The sequence below is a fragment of the Oryzophilus luti genome, assembly GCF_059726245.1.
The window spans coordinates 877,759-903,212 of the sequence record NZ_AP040874.1; the positions used below are offsets into that span (position 1 = coordinate 877,759).

Genomic DNA, 25,454 nt, shown 5'->3' on the forward strand with positions numbered 1-25,454 from the left:
CGATGCCAAACGAAACTTATACGCACCAGCTCCGGTCACGAATCGATTCTCCGTGGACGTTGCGCGAACGGATCGCCATGCAGCTGTGGGAGTGGGCGTGGGGGCTGTTCTGCCGCTGGACTCCGAAGCCATTGCATCGGTGGCGTGTCTTGTGGCTGAAGTTGTTTGGCGCCCGGGTGGAGGGAACGGTTTACGTTCACCAACGCGCGCGCATCAACATTCCCTGGCATCTTGACCTGCGGCATGGCTGCGCCGTTGGAGATCGCGCCAACCTGTACGCACTCGGGCCCATCACGCTGGGGCGGGGCTGCTGCATTTCGCAGGAGGCCTACTTGTGCACCGGGACGCATGACTTCGGGGAGTCCACCACGCCGCTGGTGACGGCTCCCATTGTGATTGGCGACGCCGCATTCATCGCGGCCCGTGCCTTCGTCATGCCGGGGGTGACGGTTGGAGAAGGTGCAATGGTTGGCGCCTGCTCCCTGGTGAACAAGGATGTGCCGGAGTGGACGGTGTGGGCCGGCGTTCCGGCGAAGAAGCTTCGCGACCGTGAGCGCTTGGTGCTGGATTTGCCAAAACTGTAAGCCGGGTGACCGATGATTTCCGTATTGATTTTGACCAGGAACGAAGAGCGTGACCTGCCGGGCTGCCTGGAGTCTGTGAGCTGGAGCGACGACGTGCATGTCTTCGACTCGATGAGCACGGACCGCACGGTGGAGATTGCGCGTGCCGCGGGCGCTACCGTGACGCAGCGGCCTTTCGACAACTGGAGCGCGCACCAGAACTGGGGCCTGAAGAATATCCCCTTCAAGCACGAATGGGTTTACTACAGCGACGCTGATGAGCGCGTGACGCCGGAGCTGGTGACGGCCATGCAGCAGGCTGTGCGCTCCGCGGGCGACAAGGTTGCCTTCCGCTGCCTGCGGCGCGATTACCTGAACGGTACATGGCTGAAGCACGTGGCCCCATCCCCGTTCAATATCCGGCTGTTCCGCAAGGACAAGATGCGTTACGAGCGGCTGGTGAATCCGCTGGTTCTGCCGCAGGGGCCTGTAGGGGATCTGCCGCAACATTTCGATCATTTTCCGTTCAGCAAGGGCATGAGCCACTGGCTCACCAAGCACAATGCGTACAGCACCCTGGAAGCGGAACAGATTGTGGCCAACCGGCGCGCAGGGCGCGGATTCAGCCTGTGGCAGGCACTCACCAACAGGGACCGCAACGAGCGCCGCTATCACCAGAAGGAATTGTTCTATCGCCTGCCGTTGCGTCCAGTGGTGAAGTTTCTGCTGCTCTACGTGGGCAAGCGCGGGTTTCTGGACGGGCAGGCGGGACTGACTTACGCGATGCTGCAATCGCTCTATGAGTACATGATCGTGCTCAAGGTGCGCGAGCTGGAGCGCGCGGCGGCAGAGAACGGGCAATAGGGAATCGAATGCATATCTGTTTTGTCAGCATCAATTACTGGCCGGAGGATACCGGCATTGCCGCCTTTAACGTGTGGAGGGCGGAGTTTCTCGCCTCGCGCGGACACGAAGTCACGGTCTGCACGGGATTCCCGTATTACCCGGCGTGGAAGATCGCCGAGGACTATCGTGGCAAGGTGTGGCAGCAGGAGGAGCACAACGGTGTGCGCATCCTGCGCTCGTGGCTCTGGGTGCCGGAAAAGGTGACGTCCAAAGCCCGCATTTTGCATGAGGCCTCGTTCATCACCTCGTCGCTGTTGCGCACGATGAGCGCGAAACGTCCGGATTTGTTCTATGTGATTTCGCCTCCGCTGGGGCTGGGGGCCACGGCAACCGTGCTGCAGAAGCTGCGCGACGTGCCCTACGCCTTCGACGTTGAGGACCTGCAACCGGACGCCGCTGCCGAACTTGGGATGCTGCGCAACCAGCGGCTGCTGAAGTTTCTCTACGGCGTGGAGCGCATGGCCTACAACAACGCGGCGCTGGTCACCACGCTGACCGAGGGCGTCCGCGCGCGCATTCTTGCGAAGGGCATTGCGCCGGAGAAGGTGGTGCTGGCTCCGATCCGTGCCAGCGCGGAATACCTGCAAGTTGGGCGCACGCACACGGGGCAGGCCTTCCGGAAGAAGTATGGGCTGGAAGGCAAGTTTACGGTGGTGCACTCCGGCAACATGGGCGTCAAGCAGGGGCTGGGAGTGATTCTGCGGACGGCGGACCGTTGCCGCGATTTGGCGGATGTGGAGTTTCTGATTGTGGGCGACGGCGCTGACCGGCGGAACCTGGAGGCGCAGGCGGAGCGGATGCAACTGCGGAATCTGCGCTTTGTGCCGCTGCTGCCGGAGGAGGAATTCCTCGACATGCTCGGCGCGGTGGACCTGGCATTGATCACGCAACTGCGCACGGTTTCAGACATTGCGTTTCCGTCGAAGACGGCGACGCTGCTCTCGTCGGGCTGCCCGGTCGTCGCGAGCGTCTCCTCAAGCAGCGAAGTATCGCGCGTGGTCAGCGAAAGCGGCGGTGGCGTTGTGACGGAGCCTGAGAATGACGCCGAACTGGAACGCGAGATTCGCCGGTTGCATTCGGATGACGCCACACGGCGCACCATGAGCGAAACAGGACGCGCTTACGCTGTCCGGCGCTGGCATGATCGCGAAAACCTGCTGGAGTTTGAGCGGAACCTGATGCGAGCAGCCGGCAAATTACAGTGATCGGCGGTGCATGCGAGGGCGGTTGCGCGGCGGATGTTGGCCTCCGATGAAGGTTGTGTTTCATTCGCGTAAAGAGCTGTGCTGCCCTGTACTTGCGTGTCTTGTTGGCGGCGATGGGCGCAGCTATGATGAATTCAACTGGGGCGTATTTTCGCTTCCTGTCAGTAGGAGACTCCGCGCACAACACACGGTTCAAAGGAGTTGGCGCATGCAATCGGGAGTGGCTTGGTGAAGATTTGCGTGATCGGTTCCGGGTATGTCGGGTTGGTTGCATCTGCGTGTTTTGCGGAACTTGGGCATGAAGTTGTGACGGTCGACAACGACCGCTCCAAGGTTGAGACTCTGCGCGCTGGCGGCATTCCCATCCACGAGGCTGGATTGGCGGAGCTGCTGCATCGGCAGCGCGAGAGCGGGCGCATCGTATTCAGCGACGACCTTAAGTCGGCGATGCGTGGCGCGAAGGCTATCTTTGTTGCGGTTGGCACACCGCAGTCCTCCAATGGCGAAGCGGACCTCTCGCACGTGGAAGCCGTTGTGCAGGAGATCGCGGCCGAGCTGCGTGAGTATACGGTGATCGTGGAGAAGAGCACGGTTCCGGTGCTTACCAACCAGGCCATTTCCCGCATCCTGCGGCTGAATGGCGCCAACCCGGTGAATTTCGACGTAGCCTCGAATCCGGAATTTCTGCGCGAAGGGTGCGCCATTGAGGACTTCCTGTTCCCCGACCGGATTGTGGTTGGAGCGGAAAGCGAACGTGCCCGCGCCGTGCTGCGTGAAGTCTACGAGCCGCTGATTTCAGGCTCGTACTACGCAAAGGCCGATCGCGTGAAGGGGCGGCTGGAGCATCCCGGCCCGGCGCGTTACATTGAGACCACCGCCGAAAGTGCGGAGCTGATCAAGCATGCGTCGAATGCTTTTCTGGCGCTGAAGATTTCGTTCGTCAACATGGTCTCCACGCTGTGCGAGTCGGTAGGCTCCAATGTCAAGGAAGTGGCGGCCGGTATCGGCGCGGATCGAAGGATTGGCGATGCGTTTCTGTATGCGGGCATCGGTTATGGCGGGTCGTGTTTCCCCAAGGACATTCGCGCGTTCCAGCACATCGGTGAACTGAATGGATGTGACTTTGGACTCCTGAAGCAGGTGGAGGACATCAACAGCCGCCAGCGTTCGCGCTTCCTGACCAAGGTGACCGACGCATTGTGGACCCTGAAAGGGAAGCGGCTGGCGGTGCTGGGCCTCGCCTTCAAGGGCGGCACGGATGACATACGCGAATCACCGGCAATTGCAATTGTGCAGGAGTTGCTGAAAGAAGGATGCCTGGTGCAGGCGTATGACCCGGCGGCAATGGAGAAGGCGCGTGCCGTGCTGCCTGAGTCAGAGCAGATGCGGTACGTTTCAGACGCCTATGAAGCCGCGCGTGATGCGCACGCCGTGCTGATCCTGACGGAATGGCCTGAGTTTGGCCGTCTAAACCTTTCGCAGCTGCGGAGTGCCTTGAAATATCCGATTATGGTGGACGGAAGAAATTTGTACGAGCCTGCCGCAGTTGCCGAACGGGGGCTGCACTACTACAGCATCGGGCGGCCGGACGCAGTGGCGGCAAGAGTGCCCAATGCCGTTGACACGCTGATGGGATAGAGAACAGGAAAGGTTGCGGGACGTGAGCCCGCGAACGCGCCGGCAGGCGCGACGAGCGAGATTTATGGCGAAGAAGAAAGCACTGATCACAGGTATTACCGGGCAGGATGGCGCCTATCTGGCGGAGATGCTGCTGAACAAAGGGTACGAGGTACACGGCATCAAGCGGCGCACCTCACTGTTCAACACCAATCGCATCGACCATCTTTACCAGGATCCGCATGATCCTGAGCAGAAGTTTGTGCTGCATTACGGCGACCTGTCGGATTCCTGCAGCCTGATTCACGTGGTGGAAAAGACGCAGCCGGACGAGATCTACAACTTGGCGGCGCAGAGCCACGTCGCGGTCAGCTTTGAGCAGCCCGAATACACCGCCAACGTGGACGGTATCGGCACGCTGCGCCTGCTGGAAGCGATGCGCATCCTCGGTCTGGAGAAGAAGACGCGCTTCTACCAGGCGTCGACCTCGGAGCTTTACGGATTGGTTCGTGAAATTCCGCAGACGGAGCACACGCCGTTTTATCCGCGCTCGCCCTACGCGGTGGCCAAGCTTTACGCCTACTGGATTACGGTGAACTACCGCGAGGCCTACGGTATGTATGCCTGCAACGGCATCCTGTTCAACCATGAGTCTCCGGTGCGTGGCGAAACCTTTGTGACGCGCAAGATCACACGCGGGCTGGCGCGCATCAAGCTCGGACTGCAGGAGTGCCTGTACCTGGGCAACCTGAGCGCCAAGCGCGATTGGGGGCACGCACGGGATTACGTGGAAATGCAGTGGCTGATGCTGCAGCAGGAAAAGCCGGAGGATTTTGTGATCGCCACCGGCGAGCAGCACAGCGTGCGCGAGTTTGTGGAGCGCGCCGCCGCCGAGCTGGACCTGCGCATCACGTGGCAGGGAAGCGGCAAAGAGGAGAAGGGCGTTGACCAGAACGGCCGCACCATTGTGGCCATCGATCCGCGCTACTTCCGTCCGTCCGAGGTGGAGACGTTGCTGGGCGACGCAACCAACGCTGCCACCAAGCTGGGGTGGAAGCCGCGTACGACTTTCGCGGAACTGGTGAAGGAAATGGTCAAGGCCGACCTGCGGATTGCCGAGCGCGATCAACTGGTGAAGAAGAACGGGTACAGGGCATACGAGTTCAATGAATAAGGCATTGGCGGAATCCAAGGTTTACGTTGCAGGGCACAGGGGCCTGGCGGGATCGGCGCTGGTGCGCGCTCTGCAGGCGGCGGGTTGCAGGCAGATTGTGACGCGTACTCATGCGGAGCTGGACCTGCTTGACCGCAACGCCGTGCGCAGTTTCTTCGACAGCGAGCGGCCAGAGGTGGTCTTCTTGGCTGCGGCCAAGGTCGGCGGAATTCTCGCCAATCGAGATTTCCCGGCGGAGTTCATCTACCAGAATCTCGTAATCGAGACAAATGTGATTGACGAGGCGTACCGGCACGGCGTGAAGCAGCTGTTATTCCTCGGCTCCAGTTGCATCTATCCGCGTGAGTGCCCGCAGCCCATGCGGGAGGATGCGCTGTTGACTGGTCCGCTTGAAGGCACGAACCGGCCCTATGCAGTGGCCAAGATTGCTGGTATAGAAATGTGTTGGAGCTACAACCGGCAATACGGCACGGAATACGTGGCTGCCATGCCCACCAACCTGTACGGGCCAAATGACAACTACGATCTGATCAGTTCGCATGTGCTGCCGGCGCTGCTGCGCAAGATGCATGAAGCGAAGGTGAGCGGCGCGCATCAGGTGCAGGTGTGGGGCACGGGAAAGGTGCTCCGCGAGTTTCTACACGCGGACGACATGGCGGCAGCCTGTCTGCATTTATTGTCGCTGCCGCAGGAAAAGATTGAGGCAATTGCGCGTGATCCGCACACCCCGCCGTTGTTCAACGTCGGATGTGGTGAGGACCTTTCGATCCGCGCCTTGGCTGAATTGGTGGCCGAGGTCGTCGGATTTCATGGGGAGCTGGTCTTCGACGCCAGCAAGCCCGATGGCACGCCGCGCAAGTTGCTTGATATTTCCCGGCTTCGCGCTCTGGGATGGGCGCCACGCATCGGCCTGCGCGAAGGTTTAAGCAGTGTTTACGCGGATTTGAAACAGAACGACTGGCGGCAATTCACCGCACGGGCACATTAGGCGCCCGTCCCCGCAAGGCGGGGCAAAGGGGGCAAATGCACGTTGTTGTCACGGGGGGAGCCGGATTCATCGGGTCGCACTTGTGTGATCGCCTGCTGAGCGGCGGTCACAGCGTCCTGTGTGTTGACAACCTCAGCACCGGCTCACGGACCAATATCCAGCACTTGCTCGGCACGTCCGGGTTTGAGTTTCTGGAGCACGACATCTGCGATGCCTTTGATCCAGGGGCGTTCGATTTCCTCTTCAATTTTGCCTCTCCTGCCAGCCCCGTCGACTATATGCGCCTGGGGCTGGAGACGCTCAGGGCCGGTTCGACCGGCACGCGCAACTGCCTGGACCTGTGCCAGAAGTATGGAGCCAGATTTCTGTTGGCGTCGACGTCCGAGTGTTACGGCGATCCGCTGGTGCATCCGCAGACGGAGGACTACTGGGGGCATGTGAACCCGATTGGTCCCCGCTCGGTCTACGATGAGGCCAAGCGGTTCAGCGAGGCGTTGACGATGGCCTACCATCGTTACCGCGGGGTGGATACGCGCATCGTGCGTATCTTCAATACCTATGGCCCGCGCCTGCAGAAGAATGACGGCCGGGTGATTTCAAACATGATGATGCAGGCGTTGCGCGGCGAGCCTCTCGTAGTCTACGGAGATGGCTCGCAGACGCGCAGCTTCTGCTACATCTCCGACCAGTTGGATGGCATCCTGAAGCTGGCCAGCAGCAGTGAACATCTTCCGGTCAATATCGGCAGCCCTGTAGAGTTCACCATCCTGGAATGTGCCAAGTGCGTGCGGGAGTTGACGGGGGCGAGCAGCCCGATTCACTTTTCCGATCTGCCAGCCGACGACCCGAAGCAGCGCAGGCCGGACATTACGCGGGCGCGCACCCTGCTGGGATGGACCCCGACGATAGACTTGAGAACCGGATTACGGCTGTCGCTGGATTACTTCAAGCAATGCCTGGAGGAAGAGCGGGCGCAGGCTGGTGTCAAAGGCTAGGAGATGATTCCACGGAATGAAAAAATGCCGCTCAAAGGCGGCATTTTTCATTTCATCCAATACTTCTTTTAGCGGTCGCCGAAGTGATAAGAAATTCCGACGATGCCGCGGGCGTACTTGTTGCCAAAACCATTGGTGGAGTTGTTGTCGCCCACGACGTCTACACCGCCGCGGACAAACCACTGCGAATCAGGCCGGATGCGGTAATCCGCACCGATGCCACCGAGGATCGAAACACCAGAGTGATACACGCGAGGTCCGGGGAAGATATCGCCCTTAGCGCGCGCATACCCTACCAGCAATTCGGCATGCGGCTGAAGGCGCTGATTGGGACGGAAGCGGTAGGCCGCGCCGGCGCGTACGCCATATTCGCGGTAGCCCCACGTGCTCATCCTTTCGATATCACCCTCTGCCCGGAAGCCCCAGTGCTTGCTGAAATATTTGGTGTACGTGAGATCGGCACCCTCATAGCCCACCACAAAATCGGTGGACTTTACCATGAGCATGTAGCTGAGCGTCAGATCGCTCCCATTGGTGCCAGCCAGCGGTGCTACCGGCGCCTTCTGTGCAGCCGCCGCACCTGCCATTCCCAAAACCAGGACGAACAACAGAGAATTACGCAAGAAACCCATCTTGCCTCCGGACAAGAAAAAACGCCAGTTGTTCAAGCTAGCTGTGAACTTGCGCTGTCCACGAGCGTTTGTTATTTAGACTAACAAATGCGCGAGAGGTTTCAAGTCAAAATCGGGAAAATGATGATTCTGTGTGTTCCTTGCCACAGAGGTGCAGCGCTGGTGACAGTCCCGTCGGGGACTGTATAGTAGTTTTGACAGCAAAGTGGGATGATGGCAGACAGCACTCCATTCACGGGGCCCATGACGCAGGAATCTCCGGAACATCCGTTCTGTATAACGACGCGCGACGAACAGCACGAACGTGGGCTGCGCACCATCGCGCTGGTTGAGCTGGTCAAGGGCCTGGTGGTCCTGGTCGGCGCCGTGGCGGTCATCGCGCTGCTTAAGCGCGAATTCGACCTTGAGGAAGGCGCGCAGAACCTGCTCTATCTGCTGCGAATCGACCCGGAGAAGCGCCTGTCGCTGATCTTTGTCGATGCTGCTGGCCGCGTGCAGGACGCCAACCTGATGCTTGTCGGCGCGGCGGCCTGCCTGTACTGCCTGATGCGCTTCATCGAGGCCTATGGTCTGTGGGGCAAGCGAGTGTGGGCCGAATGGTTCGCGTTGCTCTCCGGGCTGGCGTATCTTCCGCTTGAAATCCGTGAACTGATTCTGGGCGCCACCGGCTTCAAGTGGCTTGTGCTGTTTACCAACATTGCTATTGTCGGCTATATAGGCTATCTGCGCTGGCGCGCGCACAAGGCATGTCGCCGGCAGGGAGCGCAGGAAGGCTCGGACGCGAGCTGACTCCCTTTGCCATCAGATGAAATAAAAAAGCCCGGCTTAGAGCCGGGCTTCGTGTTCTATGCAGAATCTCTGTTTAGGCGGGAGGCTCTTGCCGCGAACTGCCGTCCGGCGGCAGGGGAGCGTCACCCGCGGGGAGTTCTGAACCTGAGTTTGTGCTGGCCTGCAATGGTGTCTCCGCAGCATTGGCGGGGGCAGTCGCAGGTGTTTCCGGGGCCGGAGATGGGTTTGGTTGCGGCGCGGGCACCGGCTCGAAGGTGAGCGGGATGGCGTGTGCCGCCTCGTACTTCTTGTACCAGAGCATGGTGGTAGCGCGCTGCCACAGACGCGTGCCCAGCAGCATCAGCGTCGTCAGTTCCAGCACCAGCACGTTGGCGAAGAGGCGATCATGCGGCAGGCGCAGCCAGACGCACACTCCGCAAGCGATGGCCACGGCACCGAACAGCGTGATGAGGACGTAATAGCCGACCAGGCGTGGCAGGTTGCGCAGCGCCAGGACGAACGAGCGGAAGGTGAGCATGACCATGCCCTGCTCGTAGTCGCATACGGTGCGCGTCTGAGCGAGGTCAAACCATGCGCGCACGAACAACGCCAGCAGCAACGGCAGCACGCCCAGTGCAAGCTGCACGCGGAAGCCGACGGCCGGATTCAGTTCGTCGGAGGCGAGGTCGCCGAGGGCGCTGATCGCGATTGCCGCTCCCACAACGCACAGGTACGGGATGATGGAGCAGGCGAGCAGCCGCAGCATGCGCCAGAAGAAGCGTCCGGCGCTCTTGAAGAAGCGTCCGCGGGTGAGCTTGCGGTCGTCGCGGTAGACGGCCAGCACGCCGCCGGAGATGAACAACATGTAGACGACGAACAACAGCGAGAAGCCGACGGATTCTCCCGCCAGCGGACGAAGCTGAATATCAGGCTTCAACATCAGCGCGCCCAGCGTGCCGAGGTCGAAACGCGAAACAAAGTCCTGGGCGAGCAGGCTGCGGTTGTTGCCGAGAGCACCGCCAAACATCACGCGCGGGCCAACACAGGCCAGCCAGCCAAGGATGAGGTTTACGAAAAAGATCCACCACAGCAGGCGCTGGTGGCGCCAGACCAATGTTGCACCATCACGAAGAGGTCGGTTCATGTCGTCTGCCCCCTAGACCAGCCAGCTCAGCATTTGCGAAAACCACTGGGTTGCGAGCATCCAGTAGGCTGCCATTTTGTTCACGGCGCGGCGGTCGCCATGCTCGGTCCAACTGTTGTTGAAGCGGTCGGCGTCAAGCCAGATGCGGTGTTCCGGATCGATCTCGGCGGATATGACCTTTGCCTTGCGTGTCCACTGGAAGCGGTGCCAGCGATCGCGTCCGTCCCAGGTTTCGCGCACGGTCTCGCCGTTGTCGAACTTCACCAGCAGCGTCACGGGGAAGATGAAATCTCCACGGCGATGCACTACCACGGAGTTCAGGTATTCGTGTGGCGTGTGGTCCTTGCGGTCGCGCCAAGGCGAAGATGTCTGCTTGTCCGCCCAGTCGGTGCGCTCGCTGGTGACGCTGAGAATGCGGTAGTCGAGAAGCTGCGTGCCGTAGACAGCCTGCTGCCAGTACCAGTCGAGGTTCTGCCCTGAGACCTCATTTACCGCGCGGGTGAAGTCCTCGGGCGATGGATGCTGGAAGCGGTAGCGCTCAAAGTAAGCTCGCTGCGCCCTGCGCACGGTGTCTTCACCGACGAGTTGCTCCAGCGTCAGCAGCATGGCCGCCGTTTTGCCATAGGTGATGCCGCCATAACTGCCCATGCCGAGGAACTGCCAGCCGTTGCGTGCGAGCGGGTCCATTTCGGCGTAGCCTCGGTATTGCAGGAAAGCCACTGCATGCTCGCCCATCGTGCCCAGCCGTCCGCTGATGTTGCTGGTGCGCTCGCCATAGAGCGCGTCCATCACCTTCACCTCGGAGTACTGGTTGATACCTTCGTCCATCCAGGCGTTTTCAAACTCGTTGGTGGCCACCATGCCGTACCAGTACTGGTGGCCGAACTCATGTTCCACGACCACCTCGGGCATCAGCAGCCACTCCGGCATGTACCAATTTGTGTCGGCGGTGATGAAGGTGGGGTACTCCATGCCGCCCGCGGCCGAGCCGCCCGGCGGAGGATCGACGACGGTGATCTGCGCGTAGGGATAGGCGCCATACCAGTCATCAAACTTCTTCATCGTGCCCTTCAGCGCCTGTATGTAGCGTGCGGTGCTGGAGAGGTTGGCGCGCTGCATCAGCACGCGAATCTTCACCGTGCCGCTGCTGAGCGTGACCGTGTCCTCAACGACCTTGGTGGTGGGATCGGCGGTCCAGGCAAAGTCGTGCACGTCCTCGGCGCGGAAGCGGAGGGTCTTGGTGCCGTCGGAGTTGTGCGTCTCGCCCACCTGTACGCCGGTGGCGCCCACGTTGAAGTTCACGGGCAGCGTCAGATTCACGTCGTAAGTTCCGAAGTCGGCGAAAAACTCCGTGGTGGCGTGGAACTGGTGGCAATTCCATGCATCTTTCCACCACACGCCCAGCTTGGGGAACCACTGGCCCGCCAGCAGAAAGTCGCGCTTGTAGCCCGTGCGCGCCTGCACCTCGGGAAACTGGTCGTGAAAGGTGATGTGGAAGGTGACGCTCTGGTTGGGTGCAATGGGACGTGGCAGCTTCACTTCAACAACCGTGCGGTCGTCCGCGTTGTCGTCGTCGGGGTGAATGAAGCGCATCTGCGCCGTCAGGTCTCCGAAGCCTTCCACTTCGAGTTTCTTCACCTCATTGGAGCCGGTGTGTTTCGGGTCCCAGCCATCGCCGGCCTTCACGTCGCGCGTGCCGCTCAGGTGCGCCTCGCGCGTAAACGTGCTCTTGGGCTGGAAGGCGTTGAGGTAAAGATGGAAGGGGAAGCGGTCCTGCGGACGGCCGGTGTGGTTCGTCCAGGTAAGCGTCTCCGTGGCGTCGAGCGAGTGTGTCTTCGCGTCATAGCGCGCGTCAATCTTGTAGGCCACAACCCGGTCGGAGAGCGGCCCCTTCTGCGAGGCCAGCAGCGGATTGGGCTGCGCTGACAGCATGGCGCCCGCGCAGAAGAGGAAGAGCAGGACCGGACCCAGCGTCCGGCGCACGGCATGAATCATGGTTGCCCCTCGAATGGAGACTACGGCAAAGGCGAAAAAACGTTGTGAGCGGAGGGTACCGTTCACGAGAAGGAAAGTCAATGTGTGCGCTGTCCCCGCGGCCCGGATTCGAGTACACTCGGCGTGATGCGAGTGATGGGAATTGATTGCGGCGGCGAATACACGGGCTTTGGCGTGGTGGAGCACGGTGCGGGCAACACGCTTGTCTACCGCACGGCGGGAGCTGTGAAGCTTTCCACGCGCGAGCCGCTTGAAGTGCGCCTGCGCAGGATTTTTGAGCGACTGACCGAAATCATCCACGAGTACAACCCCGACATTGTTGCCATCGAGGACGTTTTTTACGCCGCGAATGCCAAGTCGGCGCTGAAGCTCGGACATGTGCGCGGCGTAGCCATGCTGGCGGCCTCCAGTTGCAATCTCAGTGTGGCCACCTACGCGCCACTGGCGATCAAGAGTGCCGTGGTTGGCTACGGCAAGGCTGAAAAGCAGCAGGTGCAGGTGATGGTGGCGCGGCTGCTGAAGCTGGACAAGCCTCCGGAGCCACCAGACGCGGCCGACGCGCTGGCAATTGCCATCTGCCATCTGAATACGGCAGCTACCATCGAACGCCAGCACTTGGCGAGGCGGTGACGCGCAATGACGACGCGGCTGCGCTGGCTTCTGCCCCTGATGATGCTGGTTGCAAGCACCATTGGCTGCGCACAGAGCAGCCCTGTGGCCAACGCATCCGATGAACCAAGCGTGCGGTTCGAGCTGAACTGGCCGGAGGGCATGCCTCCCGAGTACGAAATTGTGCTGGATGCTGCGGGGCACGCGACCTATCGCGAGCAGCCGAAAACGATCCCTGGCGAAGAAGCAGCCGACCCTTACATTTTCCGGTTCGCGGCGTCGGCACAGACAACCGCGCGGGTCTTCGAACTGGCGGCACAGCTCAATTACTTTGAGGGAAGCTTTGACGATCTGGGCAGGAAGGTGGCGCAGACCGGCCGCAAGACGCTGTGTTATACGGCGAGCGGCGAGGGCCACTGCACCGTCTACAATGCCTCCACCAACACGAAGCTGACGGAATTGACTGGGCTGTTCCAGGGCATGTCCACGACCTTTGAACTGGCTCGACAATTGTCGGCAAGGCATCGCTTTGACAAGCTGGGATTGAATGCGCTGCTGGCGAGGATGGAAGAGTTGCAGCAGAGCGGGCTGCTGGGAGAGTTGCAGGCCATTGCGCCAACTTTGGAGAAGATTGCCAATGATCCGGCCGTGATGAACGTGGCGCGTCAGCGCGCGCGGCATTTATTGGCGGAAGCCGCGAAGTAGTCCTCTGTTTCGCGCAAAAGAAGAAGCGCCGGAGAGAATGCCTTCGGCGCTTTCGTTTCTCGTTAGTCTGTGACTCAGCTACTCAGCGGCCTGCGGTGTGCCGCCGTTGCCGCGCACGCGGTTCTTCAGGTGATTGCGCACGAACCACACGATGCCTGCCACCAGCACCAGCACAATCAGCGCGTCAAAGCGATGCAGCCACTGCTTCAGGCGCGGATCGGTCTCCCACTGTTCGCCCAGCTTCATGCCGACATAGGCCAGAGCGTAGCACCACGGAAATGAGCCGATGAAGGTGTAAAGGTGGAAGCGCAGACGCGGCATGCGCGCCACGCCCGCCGGCAACGCAATGAACGTGCGGATGACCGGCAGCAGCCGCCCGATGAAGACCGTGATGCTGCCATACTTCTTAAAGAAGTTCTCGGCGGTTTCCAGATCGTGGCGGTTCATCAGGATGTAGCGGCCGTAGCGCTCGATGAGCGGGCGTCCGCCGAATGCGCCAACCTCGTAGGCCAGCACCGAGCCGAGGTTGCAGCCGATGGCGCCGAGCAGCGCCACCATCCACAGCGAGCTAAAGCGTCCGGTGTAAACCAGGTAGCCGGCGAAGGGCATGATGACCTCCGACGGCAGGGGAATGCACGCCGACTCAATGCCCATCAGCACCGCAATGCCCGGCAGTCCGAGCGAGGAGATGACGTTCTTGATGAACTCGGCGAGGACTAACAGAATGTTTGTGATCATGCCTTATCTCTGCGAAGTGCTCCAGACGCGGTCGCCGGGCAGATGCGTTGGTGTGAAAACCGCCGGGAACAACACTCCGGCGGCGTCCATGAATACATCTGCGGCAGCCGCGCGCTAGAACTGCTCGTTGGAATCCTGCGTAAAGGTGTAACCCGGCAGGCCAACGCCTTCGCCAGTTTTCTGAACTTTTACGCGACGGGTCTCGGTGGTTGCGGCCGTCGAATCCGCAGGCCGCAACATGGCCCACTGCGAGAAGACTTCGTTATACAGCTTGGTGACCAGAAAATTCTGGCCGGTTTCATCGTGGCGCCAAACCTGCCCGAGTTGGAGCGATTTCACTGCCATAGGTTTCGCCTGTCTCCTGTTAGCGCGCTTCCGCCGCAAAGGTGCCGTCGAGCAACTGCCCGATCTGTGCCGCCGGGCAGCGCAGGCCCAGGTAGAACTGTCCGAAGTTGGAATAGACGCCACTGACCTCGTCGAAGCGCATTTCGTAGATGAGGTGCTTGAAGACGTTGGGATCGTTGCCGAACAGGTCCACGCCCCACTCCCAGTCGTCAAAGCCGATGGAGCCGGTGATGATCTGCTGCACCTTTCCGGCGTAGCGGCGGCCCACCTGCCCGTGCTGGTCCATCTGGCGCTGGCGCTCTTCAATCGGCAGCACGTACCAGTTCTTCAACTCGCCGCGCTTGCGGTCCATGGGGTAAAAGCAGACGAATTTGGCTTCCGGAACCTTGGGGTACAGGCGCGGACGCATGGCGTTGCGCTGCCGCTCCATCATCTCCTCAGCGGCGGCGTTCCACTCCGCGCTGTGCGGGGCAACACCCTTGGCGGTCAGCTCGCGGTAGAGCTTGACGCTGGATTCATACAGTCCCAGCTCGACGACGGAAACGTAGGAAGTCGTCGGTTCCAGCAGGTCGCTGATGCGCAGTTTGGCCAAAGCCTGCTGCGCGGCGTTCAGAGCCTCAAAAGTTTCGCGGAAATGCACGAACAGGAGGTCTCCCTTGTGTCCGTAGAGCGAAAAAACGGCGCTCCCGGCGGCTTCCATCGCCTCCAGCGCGGAGGCGGCTTCCTGCAGAATGTCGGCGCGCTCTTTCTCGCCAAGCGCACGCCACGCGCTGCGGCGCAGGCGCATCATCTGGTGCAAAACGGCCGAACCTTCCAGCGTCAGCGGTACAGCGGGCAGTGCGGAGGCTTCAGTCGGTGTCGCGTCAGGGTTGTTCATCGCGCTCCTTCAGGACGGAATAGCTCTATTCTAAATCAAGCGGTTGCGGCTTGCGCCAAGGGCAGGCGGGGCCGTACATTGAACGCCACCGGCCCGGGCGCACAGCCCGCAGGCCGCTACGGGAGAACACACGATGGTACACGGAGCGGGGCCTCGGCAGCCCTCAAAGGTAGGACGGCACACAAAGGTTGCAAAGGCACGCGGGGCGGAGAAGCCGCTGAGCGTGAAGGGCGGCCGGAGTATTTCGCTGCCGAAGGCGAAGGCCACGCCCAAGGCAAAAGCTGTCAAGGCGACGAAGAATGCTGTCGTGGCGAAGCCGGTCGCCCCAGCCAAGCCTGCCGTGAAGCGTGCAGGCAAACTGGCGTACAACCCGCTCGCGCCGGAGCGTGTGAAGGCCATTCTGTCGGCACTCGACGAGCTTTACCCCAACGTGCGCTGTGCGCTCACGCATTCCAGCGCGTGGGAGCTGGTGGTGGCCACCATCCTTTCCGCGCAGTGCACGGATGCGCGCGTGAACATGGTGACGCCCGCGTTGTTTAGGAAGTATCCGACGCCGCAGGACATTGCGGCTCTGACGCCGGAAGAACTGGAGCCGGAGATCAAATCGACGGGTTTCTTTCGCAACAAGGCCAAGTCGATTGTCGGCGCGGCCAAGCGGCTGGTGAACGAGTTTGGCGGCGAGGTGCCCACCGATTTTGACAAGCTGCTGACGCTGCCGGGCGTGGCGCGCAAGACCGCCAACGTCGTGCTCGGCTCGTGGTTCGGCATCGCTGAGGGTGTGGTGGTGGATACGCACGTACACCGCATTTCGCGCCGCCTGGAGCTGACCACGAACGACGATCCGGTGCGGATCGAGCAGGACCTGATGAAGATCATTCCGCGCGAAAAGTGGATCGACTTCTCGCACCAGATCATCCATCACGGGCGCTCGCTGTGCGTGGCGCGCAAGCCGCTCTGCGCCGAATGCAAGCTGGAGCCGCTCTGCCACGCCGGGGACAAAACCTGGTCTACCGTGGAGCAGAACCAGGAAGCGTGCTAGGCCAGCTTCGCGAAAGGCATGTCTGGGAAGTAGCGCAGGACGGACACAGTCACCGCGAAATGGATCCAACGCGTTTCCGCTACACTAGTCAGTTCACACTTCGCACGAGAGAGGCCGCCGTGTTTCGTCGCATCTGCCTGCTCGCAAGTATCGTTCTTGGAATCATGACCATGACTTTGGCACAAACGCTTCCCGCACCGCACGCTGTCACCGACCCGACGCAGTTGCAGTCGACGCCGGTGGAGAATCTTCAGAAGTTCACCATCGACCAGCTCTACCGCACGCGCTCCATAGGGCCGGGCGCATGGTCGGCAGACGGCAAACAGATCGTCTTCGTCAGCAACATCAGCGGCCGCAGCAACCTGTGGCTGATGCCCAGCGTGGGCGGCTGGCCCACGCAGCTCACCATCAGCGATCAGCGGCAGACTTCGCCCGCATGGTCACCGAGCGGCGAGTGGATCGCCTACATGAGCGACTACGATGGCGACGAGATGTGGGACATCTTCCTCGTGTCTCCGTTGAGCGGGGAAGTGCTGAATCTGACGGCCTCGCGTAACTCCGACGATGAGGAGCCGGCGTGGTCGCCGGACGGCAAGCAACTCGCCTACATCACGCGCGCGAAGACTTCGCCGAGCTTTGAGATTGATGTCATCGACCTGGAATCGCGGCGCACGAAGCACATCACGCGCAACACCGCCGCGCAGCTCACCAACATGCACCCCATCTGGTCGCGCGACGGCAAGCAACTGGTCTTTACGCAGTCGCACTCGAGCGGCAAGGATTCGAACATCTTTGTCGCGGACATTACGACAGGCACGCTGACCAACCTGACCGAGCACAAGGGCGAGCAGGTGTGGGACGCCGCCGCGATTTCTCCGGACGGCAAGCAGGTGCTGGCTGCCTCCGACGCTGCGAATGGCTACGTCAACGTTGCGCTCATAGACGTGGCGACAAAGAAGGTCGCGTGGCTCACGCAGGACAAGTGGGAGATTCAACCGGCGGACTTCTCGCGCGATGGCCGCTCGGTGCTGTGGTCGGCGAACGTCGATGGCAACGAGGACCTGTACACCTACGAGCTGGCGGCGAAGAAGCTGGAGAAGCTGCCGCTGGCCGCAGGGTTGAACGCGGCGAGCGGTGCGGAGTCCGTCTACAGCCCGGATGGCTCGAAGCTGCTGTTTGAGCACTCCGGCGCGAACGCACCTTACGACCTGTGGATGTGGGACACCAAGTCGCGCACGGCCACGCAGCTCACGCACTCGTTCGTCGGCGGGCTGCGCGCGTCGGACATGGTGGACGCCACGCTGGTGCATTATCCGAGCCGCGACGGACGTTTCACCATCTCCGCGCTGGCCTACGTTCCGCACAACATCCTGCGCAACCAGAAATTCCCGGCCATTGTCTACATCCACGGCGGGCCGGTCTCGCAGACGGTGAACGGCTTCAACCGCTTTATCCAGTACATTGCCAACCAGGGCTACGTGGTCATCGCGCCCAACTACCGCGGCGGCTCCGGCTTCGGCAAGGAGTTCCAGGAGGGCAACCGCATGGACGCCGGCGGGCAGGAGCTGAATGACGTGCTCGATGCCGCCGAATTCATCAAGAAGTCCGGGTTTGTGGACCCGCAGAAGCTCATCGTCATGGGAGGCAGCTATGGCGGATACCTCTCCATGATGGCCGTGACCAAGGCCCCGGAGATGTGGGCCGCAGGCGTGCCGATTGTGCCGTTCGTCAACTGGTTCACGGAATTTGCCAATGAGGACCCGCAGTTGCAGGAGTCTGACCGTCTCTTTATGGGCGACCCGGTGAAGGACAAGGCGCTGTGGGAGGATCGCTCGCCCATCAACTTCATCGACCGCGTGAAGGCCCCGCTGCTGCTGCTGGCCGGAGCCAACGACCCGCGCTGCCCCAAGAGCGAGGCGCAGCAGGTGGCCGACGCCATCAAAGCTCGCGGCGGCTATGTGCAGTTGAAGATTTATGACAACGAGGGACACGGCTTTGCGCGCGTTGAGAACCAGATTGATGCCTACAAGCGCGTCTCCGACTTCCTAAAGGTGCGCGTGCCGTCGCCGGGGTGTGGACGCTCGGCGTGCGCCGTCACCGAGTAGGCAGGTTGCAGGCAAGAAGAAGCGCGGGCGTCATGGCCCGCGCTTTTCCTTTATTCGTAAAGATGCGCCGCGCTACTTCAAGAATTTGTTCGGCTTGCCCTCGTCCCACGGGTGGTAGCTGAGTGAGAAGCGTACGCGGCTGGCGATGTCCGGATGGTCGTAGGTCCACCAGACGTAGAGCGGGTTCGGTGTGGGATAAGAGTAGCCTTTTTCGCCGAGCTTCTGGAACGACTGCGCCGCCACCTGGGAGCTGATGGCCGGGTTCAACGCATGCGTTACCTCCAGCCCGTAGATGTCGGCATCGTGCTCCATGCTGCGGCTGACGGCGGAATTGACCGGCTCGCTCACGAACGAAAAGATGCTCAGCACCAGCAGCAGCACGGGCAGCGCGGCGTAGTCGTTCAGCCCACGCAGGCCCCAGCGCTCTCCCCAGCGAGCCACCGCCGCGAGCGCGACTTTGCGCGCCAGCCACAGGGAGATGAACATGCCGATGATGCCAAAGGCCACACCGCGATAGACATGGTTCAGAACGTAGTGGCCCTGCTCGTGTCCGAAGATGAACTGCGTCTGCGGAATCGTCATGTCGCGCGCCGTGTTGTCCCATACCACCACGCGCTTGCTTGAGCCGAGGCCGGTGACGTAGGCATTGTAGGTGGTCACCTTCTCGCTTGCCTTCATCTCAAACATGCGGCTGCGCGGAATGTTGAGCCCGCCCCTCTGCGCCACGGCTTCCAGCGGCGCAATCAGTTGCGGCTGGCGCTTCTCAAGCGAATCGAACTTGTTGAAGATTGGGTCAAGCACCACGGGCGCGGCCCACACGATCAAGATGATGACCGGGATGCTGACCAGCCAGAACTGGAACCACCAGCGCTCCGGGCTGCGGCGTATGCGCCAGAAGAGGAACCAAACGGCGAGGATGCCGAAGACGAGCGAGATGGCCTCGCCCTTCGCAAGGTCTGCAAACCATGAGCCCCAGCCTTGCACGGAGAGCCCGTAGGCCACGCTGAGATGGTGATGATAGGCGCCAAGTGGCAGGTCAATCGCGTCCATGGTGAGCATGAATAGCGGAACGAAGATGGCGGCCTGCCAGAAGCTGCGGGAGCTGACGCGCTCGGCCAGAGTGCGGTAACGGGGCGCAATTTTCAATTGCAGCACCGCAATCAACACCACAAAGCCGAAGATCAACTCGGTGCCCCACAGAATGAGGCGCGTCTTGTACAGCGCGGTGGCCTTGGCCATCAGCGCGGGCGGCAGCTTGTATTCGGTGATGGCGGGCTGGCTCGCTGTGTCCTGCGCAGTGCTTGCGGATGGTGTGCCAGTGCCTGCTTGCGGGGCAGATTGCGGCTGTGCCTGCTCCGGTCCGGAACCGACGGGCGCCGGGTCGCCGCCTCCTGCAAATCCGAACGTGCTACACATGGTCAGAACGATCAGCAAGAGGACGGCAGTGCGAAGCGTAAGAGTGCGAAACACAGGCTCCTCCAGAGCATCAGCGGTTATTGAGAAAGCAGGGTAGCAGATGGCTCCGCGTGGCTCAATGCTCGCCTTTGGCATGACGGGCAATCAGCTTCTCAAAGCTGCGCCAGGGCAGCAGACTCTTGAGCGCAAAGGCGATCTTAGCGTCGCGTCCGACGAGGTAGCGCAGCCGTGGGTTGGGCTGCTCGCACACCTCGGCAATCAGCCGGGAGACCTCCGACGGGTCGGCCTTGGGCGAGCTTCGCACGTGCTCGCGCATCTTCAGTGCGCTCGCATAGTTCGGAGACTCCGGCGACGTCATCGCCTCGGCAACGTGCGCGCCGCGCTCCCAGATGTTGGTGGCGAAAGCTCCAGGTTCGACGAGCACCACGCGCAGCCCGAGCGCCTGTGTCTCCAGCCGTAAGGATTCCGCGTAGCCCTCGATGGCATGCTTGCTGGCTGCGTAGGCGCCGATTCCGGGGAAGCCCATGCGCCCGGAGATGGAGGAGACGAAGACGATGTGCCCCGCACCCTGCTTGCGCATGGCAGGCAATACGGCGTGCGTGACCGCCACATGGGCAAAGAAGTTCGTCTCAAACTGCTTGCGCATTTCGGCCACGGAGAGGTCTTCGGCAAAGCCTGCCATGGCAAAGCCTGCGTTGTTGATCAGCGCATCGATGTGCCCATAGTCCTGCAATACGCGGGCAACAACGCGTGGAATGGCCTCAAAGTCGGTCACGTCGAGCTGGCGCACGTCAATCTGGCCGCTGAGGCCGGCCTCGGCTGCGGCCTGCTGGAGGCGTGATCCGCGCGCAAGATCGCGCATGGTGGCCACTACACGCCAGCCGCGCCGGGCCAGCTCCAGGGTGGTCAAAAGACCGAAGCCGCTGGAGGCTCCGGTTAGAAAGGCGACTTTTGGCTGCATTTGGCTGTTCATTGGCCTCCGTTCGACCCGGAAAAAGCACATCTTAATGCGTGCACCTGCAATCCACCAGCGCGGAAGCGCATAAAAACACAAGAGGATTGCATCGACTCAGTGGTTTACGAGAAAATTAGAGAGTTTGCTGCGACACTTATTCGACTAAGGAAGTGATCCATCCGAAATGGCGACAGGACAAGATAAGTCCCCAAAGCAAGTAATTGAAGCTCCCAAGGGTAAGCTCGGTGTCATGATTCCGGGCATGGGAGCCGTGGCCACCACCTTTATCGCGGGCGTTGAAGCGGTCCGGCGCGGTATCGCGCAACCGATCGGCTCCCTGACCCAGATGGGTACCATCCGGCTGGGCAAGCGTACCGAAGGCCGCTCGCCAAAGATCAAAGATTTTCTTCCTCTCGCAGACCTGAATGATCTGGTCTTCACCGGCTGGGACATCTTTGAAGACAACGCGTACGAAGCCGCTTACAAGGCCGGCGTGCTCGAGAAGGATCTGCTCAACCAGATCAAGCCGTTCCTCGAGTCCATCAAGCCGATGCCCGCCGTGTTCGACCACGAGTATGTGAAGAACATCACGGGTCCGAACATGAAGAAGGGCAAGAACAAGGCCGACCTCGCCGAGCAGGTTCGCCAGGACATCCGGAACTTCAAGAAGGAGCACAACCTCGACCGCATCGTGATGATCTGGTGCGGCTCGACCGAGAGCTTCATCACTGCGGGTCCGGCGCACCAGTCCATTGAGGCCTTTGAGAAGGCCCTGGAAGCCAGCGATCCGACGATTGCGCCTTCCATGATCTACGCCTACGCCGCGCTGAAGGAAGGCGTGCCGTACATCAACGGCGCACCGAACCTCACCACCGACATTCCGGCGCTGCTCGAGCTGTCGAAGAAGAACAACGCGCCTGTTGCCGGCAAGGACTACAAGACCGGTCAGACGCTGATGAAGACCGTGCTGGCTCCGGGCTTCAAGGCCCGCATGCTGGGCGTGCACGGCTGGTTCTCCACCAACATCCTCGGCAACCGCGATGGCGAAGTGCTCGACGATCCGGGCTCCTTCAAGACCAAGGAAGAGTCGAAGCTGTCGGTGCTGGAGCACATCCTCCAGCCGGATCTGTATCCGGAACTTTATGGAAAGATCTTCCACAAGGTCCGCATCAACTACTATCCGCCGCGTGGCGACAACAAGGAAGGCTGGGACAACATCGACATCTTCGGCTGGCTCGGCTATCCGATGCAGATCAAGGTCGATTTCCTCTGCCGCGACTCCATCCTTGCCGCCCCGATTGTGCTCGACGTCGTCCTGCTCATGGACCTGGCGAAGCGCACGCCGTGCCTGCAGGGCCTCGGCATCCAGGAGTGGTTGAGCTTCTACTTCAAGAGCCCGATGACGGTCCCCGGCTTGTATCCGGAGCATGACCTGTTCATCCAGTCGATGAAGATGAAGAACACGATGCGCTACATCATGGGCGAGGCGCTCATCACCCACCTCGGCCTGGAGTACTACGACTAAGCAATAGGGTTTTCGCAGCAAGGGCGCGGCTTCGGCCGCGCCTTTTCTGTTTGCGCGCGGCTTCGGCACGGAATGTTTGCCCGTGACGCCTCGTGAGGCTAAGATTCTTTGATCGAGTTGCAAGGGGGAAACAATGCCGACTGAAACCGCCAAGGGCGAACGTGTTTACACACCGGTGAAGGCACCGCGCGGCACCACGCTGAGTTGCAAGGGCTGGGCGCAGGAAGCCGCCATGCGCATGCTGATGAACAACCTCGACGAAGAGGTGGCCGAGCGTCCGCGCGACCTCGTCATTTACGGCGGAACCGGCCGCGCCGCACGCAGCTGGCAGTGCTATGACGCCATCGTGCGCTCGCTGCAGTCGCTCGACAATGACGAGACTCTGCTGGTGCAGTCGGGCAAGCCGGTCGGCATCTTCCGCACCCATGAGTACGCGCCGCGCGTGCTCATCTGCAACTCGAACCTCGTGGGTCACTGGTCGAACTGGGAGAAGTTCAACGAGATGGAGCGCGCCGGCCTGATGATGTACGGCCAGATGACCGCGGGCTCGTGGATCTACATCGGCTCGCAGGGCATCATCCAGGGCACGTATGAGACGTTTGCCGCCGCAGGCAACAAGCACTACGGCGGCGACCTTTCCGGCAAACTTATCGTTAGCGGCGGCATGGGCGGCATGAGCGGAGCCCAGCCGCTGGCGGCCACCATGACGGGCGCCTGCTTCCTCGGCATTGACGTGGACGCCGACCGCATCAAGAAGCGACTGAAGACCGGTTACTGCGACTTCATGGTCAACTCGCTCGACGAGGCGCTGCGCATTTTGAAGAACGCTTTGCGCAAGAAGGAGAACATCTCGGTCGGATTGGTAGGCAACTGCGCGGACGTGATTCCGGAGCTGGCGGAGCGCGGCGTGGTGCCTGACATTCTGACCGACCAGACCAGCGCGCACGACCCGCTGAACGGCTACGTGCCCAACGGCATGAGCTATGAGGATGCACTGGCGCTGCGCAAGAGCGATCCCAAGGCCTACCTGGAGCGCTCTCTGGACGCGATGGCGCGCCACGTGGAGGGCATGCTCAAACTCCAGAAGATGGGCGCGGTCACCTTCGACTACGGCAACAACATCCGCACCTTCGCCTACGAGCGCGGCGTCAAGAACGCCTACGATTTTCCCGGCTTTGTGCCCGCCTACATTCGCCCGTTGTTCTGCGAAGGCCGCGGCCCGTTCCGCTGGGCGGCGCTTTCGGGCGACCCGCAGGACATTGCCGTGACCGACGAACTGGTGCTGCAGATGTACCCGCAGAACGTCATGCTGAGCCGCTGGATTGATCTGGCGCGCAAGCGCATCAAGTTCCAGGGGCTGCCCTCGCGAATCTGCTGGCTGGGCTATGGCGAGCGCGCAGAGTTCGGGCTGGCCATCAACGATTTGGTGAAGAAGGGCAAGATCAAGGCTCCAATTGTCATTGGCCGCGACCATCTCGACTGCGGCTCGGTGGCTTCGCCGTTCCGCGAGACCGAGGCGATGAAGGATGGCTCTGATGCGGTGGCCGACTGGCCGCTGCTGAATGCGCTGCTCAACACGGCTTCCGGCGCCTCGTGGGTTTCCATACACAACGGCGGCGGCGTAGGCATTGGCTACTCGCAGCACGCGGGGCAGGTGACGGTGGCCGATGGCACCGACGAGATGGCCAAGCGTATCGAACGCGTGCTGACCAACGACCCTGGCATCGGCGTGGCGCGCCACGTAGACGCTGGCTACGACGAGGCAAAGAGCTTTGCCGAAAAAGCCGGCGTAAAGATTCCGATGAAATAGCGATGAGAAAGGCGGACGCTGTGGCGCAGAGAAAGACGACGCGGAAGGTTGTGCAACCCAAAGCTGTGAACGTCAAAGTGGAGACGGAACCGGCGGTGCTGATGCACAACATCGGCCAACTGGTGACCATGCGCGGGGCGGACGATGGTCCGCGCCGCGGCATGACGCTGGGCGAGATCGGGTTGGTCGAGAACGGCGCGCTGCTCATCAGCGGCGGCAAAATTGTGGCCGTCGGCACCACGCGTGAGCTGCTGAAAGACACGTGGGTGAAGCAGCATCGCCGCGAGCTGATCGAACTCGACTGCGGCGGGCGCCTCGTTGTTCCGGGCTTTGTCGATTCTCACACGCATCCGGTCTTTCTGGGGGCGCGACTCATCGACTTCGAGCGGCGGCTTGCGGGCGAAACCTACGCGCAGATTGCAGCCAAGGGCGGCGGCATCCGCGCCAGCATGGAGCCGGTGCGCAAAGCGAGCGAATCCGTTCTCGCCGAAGTCACGCTCGACGCGCTCCGCGAGATGGCCGCGCATGGCACAACGACGGTCGAGGCCAAGTCTGGGTACGGGCTGAGTTCGGCGGCGGAGTTGAAGTCGCTGAAGGCGATCCGCACGGCGGCCGGGCAGTGGCAGGGCACCGTGTGCCCCACGCTGCTGGCCGCGCACGTGGTTCCGCCGGAGTTTCAGAAGAATCCCGACGGCTACGTGGACGAAATCTGCGAGGAGCTGATTCCGAAGGTCGCGCGGCAGAAGCTGGCGCAGTTTGTGGATGTCTTCATCGAGCGCGGGGCATTCACGGCTGAGCAGGCTGAGCGCGTTCTGGCCGCTTCCGCCGAGCATCGTCTGCGCTCGCGCGTGCATGCAGGGCAACTGGCGCGCACTGACCTGGCGCCGATCCTCAATCTGGGGGTGTTCTCGGTCGACCACGCCGACTGCCTGAGCGACGGAGACATAGAGGAACTGGCGCGCACCCGCACGGTCACCACGCTGCTGCCGGGCGCAAACTACTTCCTCGGACACGCGCCGACAAACGCGCGCAAGCTCATCGCGTCGGGAGTTTCCGTGGCGCTGGCCACCGACTACAACCCGGGCAGTGCGCCCACTGCGTCCATGCCGATGGTGCTCTCACTGGCCACGACGCAGATGCGTATGAGTCCCGCCGAAGCGCTTTCGGCGGCGACAATCAACGGCGCTTACGCGCTTGGCCTGCAGGAGCGCAAGGGCAGCCTGGAGCCGGGCAAGGACGCCGATCTGGCGGTCTTCGAGCTGGACGACTACCGCGAGCTTGCCTACTGGTTCGGGACCAACCACTGCACGGCCACCATGATGGCCGGCCACTTCTTTGAGTAA

General features: G+C 61.5%; 23 protein-coding genes. 15 read left to right on the forward strand and 8 right to left on the reverse strand.

Annotated elements, in window-relative coordinates:
- Positions 1 to 2 precede the first annotated feature (2 nt).
- The 7 genes from AC6IZO_RS03810 to AC6IZO_RS03840 all read left to right on the forward strand — a co-directional run bounded on the left by AC6IZO_RS03810 (position 3) and on the right by AC6IZO_RS03840 (position 7,448).
- Entirely contained in the window at positions 3 to 584 is a 582-nt protein-coding gene (locus tag AC6IZO_RS03810) for an LbetaH domain-containing protein (RefSeq protein ID WP_497808180.1), read from the forward strand.
- Between the two features lie 24 nt (positions 585 to 608).
- The gene (locus AC6IZO_RS03815; RefSeq protein WP_497808182.1) at positions 609 to 1,427 is read left to right on the forward strand and encodes a glycosyltransferase family 2 protein; all 819 of its coding nucleotides are present in this window, start codon (positions 609 to 611) and stop codon (positions 1,425 to 1,427) included.
- Positions 1,428 to 1,435: 8 nt separating this feature from the next.
- Positions 1,436 to 2,674: a glycosyltransferase family 4 protein gene (locus AC6IZO_RS03820; protein WP_497808184.1), complete on the forward strand. Its 1,239-nt coding sequence runs from the start codon at positions 1,436 to 1,438 to the stop codon at positions 2,672 to 2,674.
- Positions 2,675 to 2,914: 240 nt separating this feature from the next.
- Entirely contained in the window at positions 2,915 to 4,312 is a 1,398-nt protein-coding gene (locus AC6IZO_RS03825) for a UDP-glucose dehydrogenase family protein (RefSeq protein WP_497808186.1), read from the forward strand.
- Positions 4,313 to 4,376: 64 nt separating this feature from the next.
- Positions 4,377 to 5,465 carry a GDP-mannose 4,6-dehydratase gene (gene gmd / locus AC6IZO_RS03830; RefSeq protein ID WP_497808188.1) on the forward strand — a complete coding sequence of 363 codons (1,089 nt, stop codon included), beginning with the start codon at positions 4,377 to 4,379 and terminating at the stop codon, positions 5,463 to 5,465.
- A complete protein-coding gene (locus tag AC6IZO_RS03835) occupies positions 5,458 to 6,453 on the forward strand; it encodes a GDP-L-fucose synthase family protein (protein WP_497808190.1) in 996 nt (331 codons plus the stop codon). Before gmd ends, AC6IZO_RS03835 begins: the two co-directional genes overlap by 8 nt.
- Before the next feature lie 35 nt (positions 6,454 to 6,488).
- Positions 6,489 to 7,448 (forward strand): UDP-glucuronic acid decarboxylase family protein, encoded by a 960-nt coding sequence (locus tag AC6IZO_RS03840; protein WP_497808192.1) that lies wholly within the window; start codon positions 6,489 to 6,491, stop codon positions 7,446 to 7,448.
- A gap of 68 nt (positions 7,449 to 7,516) precedes the next feature.
- On the opposite strand, the gene AC6IZO_RS03845 is transcribed toward AC6IZO_RS03840, so the two are convergent.
- On the reverse strand, positions 7,517 to 8,080 hold the full coding sequence (locus tag AC6IZO_RS03845) for a putative outer membrane beta-barrel protein (protein WP_497808194.1): 564 nt from the start codon (positions 8,078 to 8,080) through the stop codon (positions 7,517 to 7,519).
- Positions 8,081 to 8,290: 210 nt separating this feature from the next.
- Between AC6IZO_RS03845 and AC6IZO_RS03850 the strand changes: the two genes are divergently transcribed.
- On the forward strand, positions 8,291 to 8,869 hold the full coding sequence (locus AC6IZO_RS03850) for a DUF2127 domain-containing protein (protein WP_497808196.1): 579 nt from the start codon (positions 8,291 to 8,293) through the stop codon (positions 8,867 to 8,869).
- Between the two features lie 73 nt (positions 8,870 to 8,942).
- Here AC6IZO_RS03850 and AC6IZO_RS03855 read toward each other — a convergent pair whose 3' ends face one another.
- Both AC6IZO_RS03855 and AC6IZO_RS03860 read right to left on the reverse strand, forming a co-directional pair.
- A complete protein-coding gene (locus tag AC6IZO_RS03855; RefSeq protein WP_497808198.1) occupies positions 8,943 to 9,992 on the reverse strand; it encodes a hypothetical protein in 1,050 nt (349 codons plus the stop codon).
- 12 nt (positions 9,993 to 10,004) lie between these two features.
- The gene (locus AC6IZO_RS03860; RefSeq protein WP_497808200.1) at positions 10,005 to 11,987 is read right to left on the reverse strand and encodes a M1 family metallopeptidase; all 1,983 of its coding nucleotides are present in this window, start codon (positions 11,985 to 11,987) and stop codon (positions 10,005 to 10,007) included.
- Positions 11,988 to 12,113: 126 nt separating this feature from the next.
- Between AC6IZO_RS03860 and ruvC the strand changes: the two genes are divergently transcribed.
- Together ruvC and AC6IZO_RS03870 are read left to right on the forward strand one after the other, a co-directional pair.
- On the forward strand, positions 12,114 to 12,617 hold the full coding sequence (ruvC, locus tag AC6IZO_RS03865; RefSeq protein WP_497809922.1) for a crossover junction endodeoxyribonuclease RuvC: 504 nt from the start codon (positions 12,114 to 12,116) through the stop codon (positions 12,615 to 12,617).
- A 6-nt stretch (positions 12,618 to 12,623) separates the two neighbouring features.
- Positions 12,624 to 13,301, forward strand: a complete 678-nt coding sequence (locus AC6IZO_RS03870) for a hypothetical protein (RefSeq protein ID WP_497808202.1) — start codon at positions 12,624 to 12,626, stop codon at positions 13,299 to 13,301.
- 78 nt (positions 13,302 to 13,379) lie between these two features.
- On the opposite strand, the gene AC6IZO_RS03875 is transcribed toward AC6IZO_RS03870, so the two are convergent.
- The 3 genes from AC6IZO_RS03875 to hemQ all read right to left on the reverse strand — a co-directional run bounded on the left by AC6IZO_RS03875 (position 13,380) and on the right by hemQ (position 15,261).
- On the reverse strand, positions 13,380 to 14,039 hold the full coding sequence (locus tag AC6IZO_RS03875) for a DedA family protein (RefSeq protein WP_497808204.1): 660 nt from the start codon (positions 14,037 to 14,039) through the stop codon (positions 13,380 to 13,382).
- 114 nt (positions 14,040 to 14,153) lie between these two features.
- Positions 14,154 to 14,384 (reverse strand): hypothetical protein, encoded by a 231-nt coding sequence (locus tag AC6IZO_RS03880; RefSeq protein ID WP_497808206.1) that lies wholly within the window; start codon positions 14,382 to 14,384, stop codon positions 14,154 to 14,156.
- Between the two features lie 19 nt (positions 14,385 to 14,403).
- Positions 14,404 to 15,261, reverse strand: coding sequence for a hydrogen peroxide-dependent heme synthase (gene hemQ, locus AC6IZO_RS03885; RefSeq protein WP_497808208.1), 858 nt, complete (start codon positions 15,259 to 15,261; stop codon positions 14,404 to 14,406).
- Between the two features lie 223 nt (positions 15,262 to 15,484).
- Between hemQ and nth the strand changes: the two genes are divergently transcribed.
- On the forward strand, positions 15,485 to 16,300 hold the full coding sequence (gene nth / locus AC6IZO_RS03890; protein ID WP_497808210.1) for an endonuclease III: 816 nt from the start codon (positions 15,485 to 15,487) through the stop codon (positions 16,298 to 16,300).
- Between the two features lie 170 nt (positions 16,301 to 16,470).
- Positions 16,471 to 18,405, forward strand: a complete 1,935-nt coding sequence (locus AC6IZO_RS03895) for a S9 family peptidase (RefSeq protein ID WP_497808212.1) — start codon at positions 16,471 to 16,473, stop codon at positions 18,403 to 18,405.
- Between the two features lie 72 nt (positions 18,406 to 18,477).
- On the opposite strand, the gene AC6IZO_RS03900 is transcribed toward AC6IZO_RS03895, so the two are convergent.
- Both AC6IZO_RS03900 and AC6IZO_RS03905 read right to left on the reverse strand, forming a co-directional pair.
- Positions 18,478 to 19,875, reverse strand: coding sequence for a M48 family metallopeptidase (locus AC6IZO_RS03900; protein ID WP_497808214.1), 1,398 nt, complete (start codon positions 19,873 to 19,875; stop codon positions 18,478 to 18,480).
- A gap of 61 nt (positions 19,876 to 19,936) precedes the next feature.
- Complete coding sequence (locus tag AC6IZO_RS03905) at positions 19,937 to 20,782, reverse strand: SDR family oxidoreductase (RefSeq protein WP_497808216.1); 846 nt, start codon at positions 20,780 to 20,782, stop codon at positions 19,937 to 19,939.
- A 178-nt stretch (positions 20,783 to 20,960) separates the two neighbouring features.
- Between AC6IZO_RS03905 and AC6IZO_RS03910 the strand changes: the two genes are divergently transcribed.
- The 3 genes from AC6IZO_RS03910 (at position 20,961) to hutI (ending at position 25,454) form a co-directional block, all read left to right on the forward strand.
- Positions 20,961 to 22,301 (forward strand): inositol-3-phosphate synthase, encoded by a 1,341-nt coding sequence (locus AC6IZO_RS03910; protein ID WP_497808218.1) that lies wholly within the window; start codon positions 20,961 to 20,963, stop codon positions 22,299 to 22,301.
- Between the two features lie 133 nt (positions 22,302 to 22,434).
- The gene (gene hutU / locus AC6IZO_RS03915; protein WP_497808220.1) at positions 22,435 to 24,111 is read left to right on the forward strand and encodes a urocanate hydratase; all 1,677 of its coding nucleotides are present in this window, start codon (positions 22,435 to 22,437) and stop codon (positions 24,109 to 24,111) included.
- 2 nt (positions 24,112 to 24,113) lie between these two features.
- A complete protein-coding gene (gene hutI / locus AC6IZO_RS03920; RefSeq protein ID WP_497808222.1) occupies positions 24,114 to 25,454 on the forward strand; it encodes an imidazolonepropionase in 1,341 nt (446 codons plus the stop codon).

Coding starts and splice junctions, on each gene's coding strand:
- AC6IZO_RS03855 (WP_497808198.1), bottom strand. CDS start 9,992: ATGAACCGACCTCTTCGTGATGGTGCAACATTGGTCTGGCGCCACCAG.
- AC6IZO_RS03875 (WP_497808204.1), bottom strand. CDS start 14,039: ATGATCACAAACATTCTGTTAGTCCTCGCCGAGTTCATCAAGAACGTC.
- AC6IZO_RS03860 (WP_497808200.1), bottom strand. CDS start 11,987: ATGATTCATGCCGTGCGCCGGACGCTGGGTCCGGTCCTGCTCTTCCTC.
- hutU (WP_497808220.1), top strand. CDS start 22,435: ATGCCGACTGAAACCGCCAAGGGCGAACGTGTTTACACACCGGTGAAG.
- AC6IZO_RS03850 (WP_497808196.1), top strand. CDS start 8,291: ATGATGGCAGACAGCACTCCATTCACGGGGCCCATGACGCAGGAATCT.
- AC6IZO_RS03910 (WP_497808218.1), top strand. CDS start 20,961: ATGGCGACAGGACAAGATAAGTCCCCAAAGCAAGTAATTGAAGCTCCC.
- gmd (WP_497808188.1), top strand. CDS start 4,377: ATGGCGAAGAAGAAAGCACTGATCACAGGTATTACCGGGCAGGATGGC.
- AC6IZO_RS03835 (WP_497808190.1), top strand. CDS start 5,458: ATGAATAAGGCATTGGCGGAATCCAAGGTTTACGTTGCAGGGCACAGG.
- AC6IZO_RS03840 (WP_497808192.1), top strand. CDS start 6,489: ATGCACGTTGTTGTCACGGGGGGAGCCGGATTCATCGGGTCGCACTTG.
- AC6IZO_RS03870 (WP_497808202.1), top strand. CDS start 12,624: ATGACGACGCGGCTGCGCTGGCTTCTGCCCCTGATGATGCTGGTTGCA.
- hutI (WP_497808222.1), top strand. CDS start 24,114: ATGAGAAAGGCGGACGCTGTGGCGCAGAGAAAGACGACGCGGAAGGTT.
- ruvC (WP_497809922.1), top strand. CDS start 12,114: ATGCGAGTGATGGGAATTGATTGCGGCGGCGAATACACGGGCTTTGGC.
- AC6IZO_RS03810 (WP_497808180.1), top strand. CDS start 3: ATGCCAAACGAAACTTATACGCACCAGCTCCGGTCACGAATCGATTCT.
- AC6IZO_RS03905 (WP_497808216.1), bottom strand. CDS start 20,782: ATGCAGCCAAAAGTCGCCTTTCTAACCGGAGCCTCCAGCGGCTTCGGT.
- AC6IZO_RS03820 (WP_497808184.1), top strand. CDS start 1,436: ATGCATATCTGTTTTGTCAGCATCAATTACTGGCCGGAGGATACCGGC.
- AC6IZO_RS03845 (WP_497808194.1), bottom strand. CDS start 8,080: ATGGGTTTCTTGCGTAATTCTCTGTTGTTCGTCCTGGTTTTGGGAATG.
- AC6IZO_RS03880 (WP_497808206.1), bottom strand. CDS start 14,384: ATGGCAGTGAAATCGCTCCAACTCGGGCAGGTTTGGCGCCACGATGAA.
- hemQ (WP_497808208.1), bottom strand. CDS start 15,261: ATGAACAACCCTGACGCGACACCGACTGAAGCCTCCGCACTGCCCGCT.
- AC6IZO_RS03895 (WP_497808212.1), top strand. CDS start 16,471: ATGACTTTGGCACAAACGCTTCCCGCACCGCACGCTGTCACCGACCCG.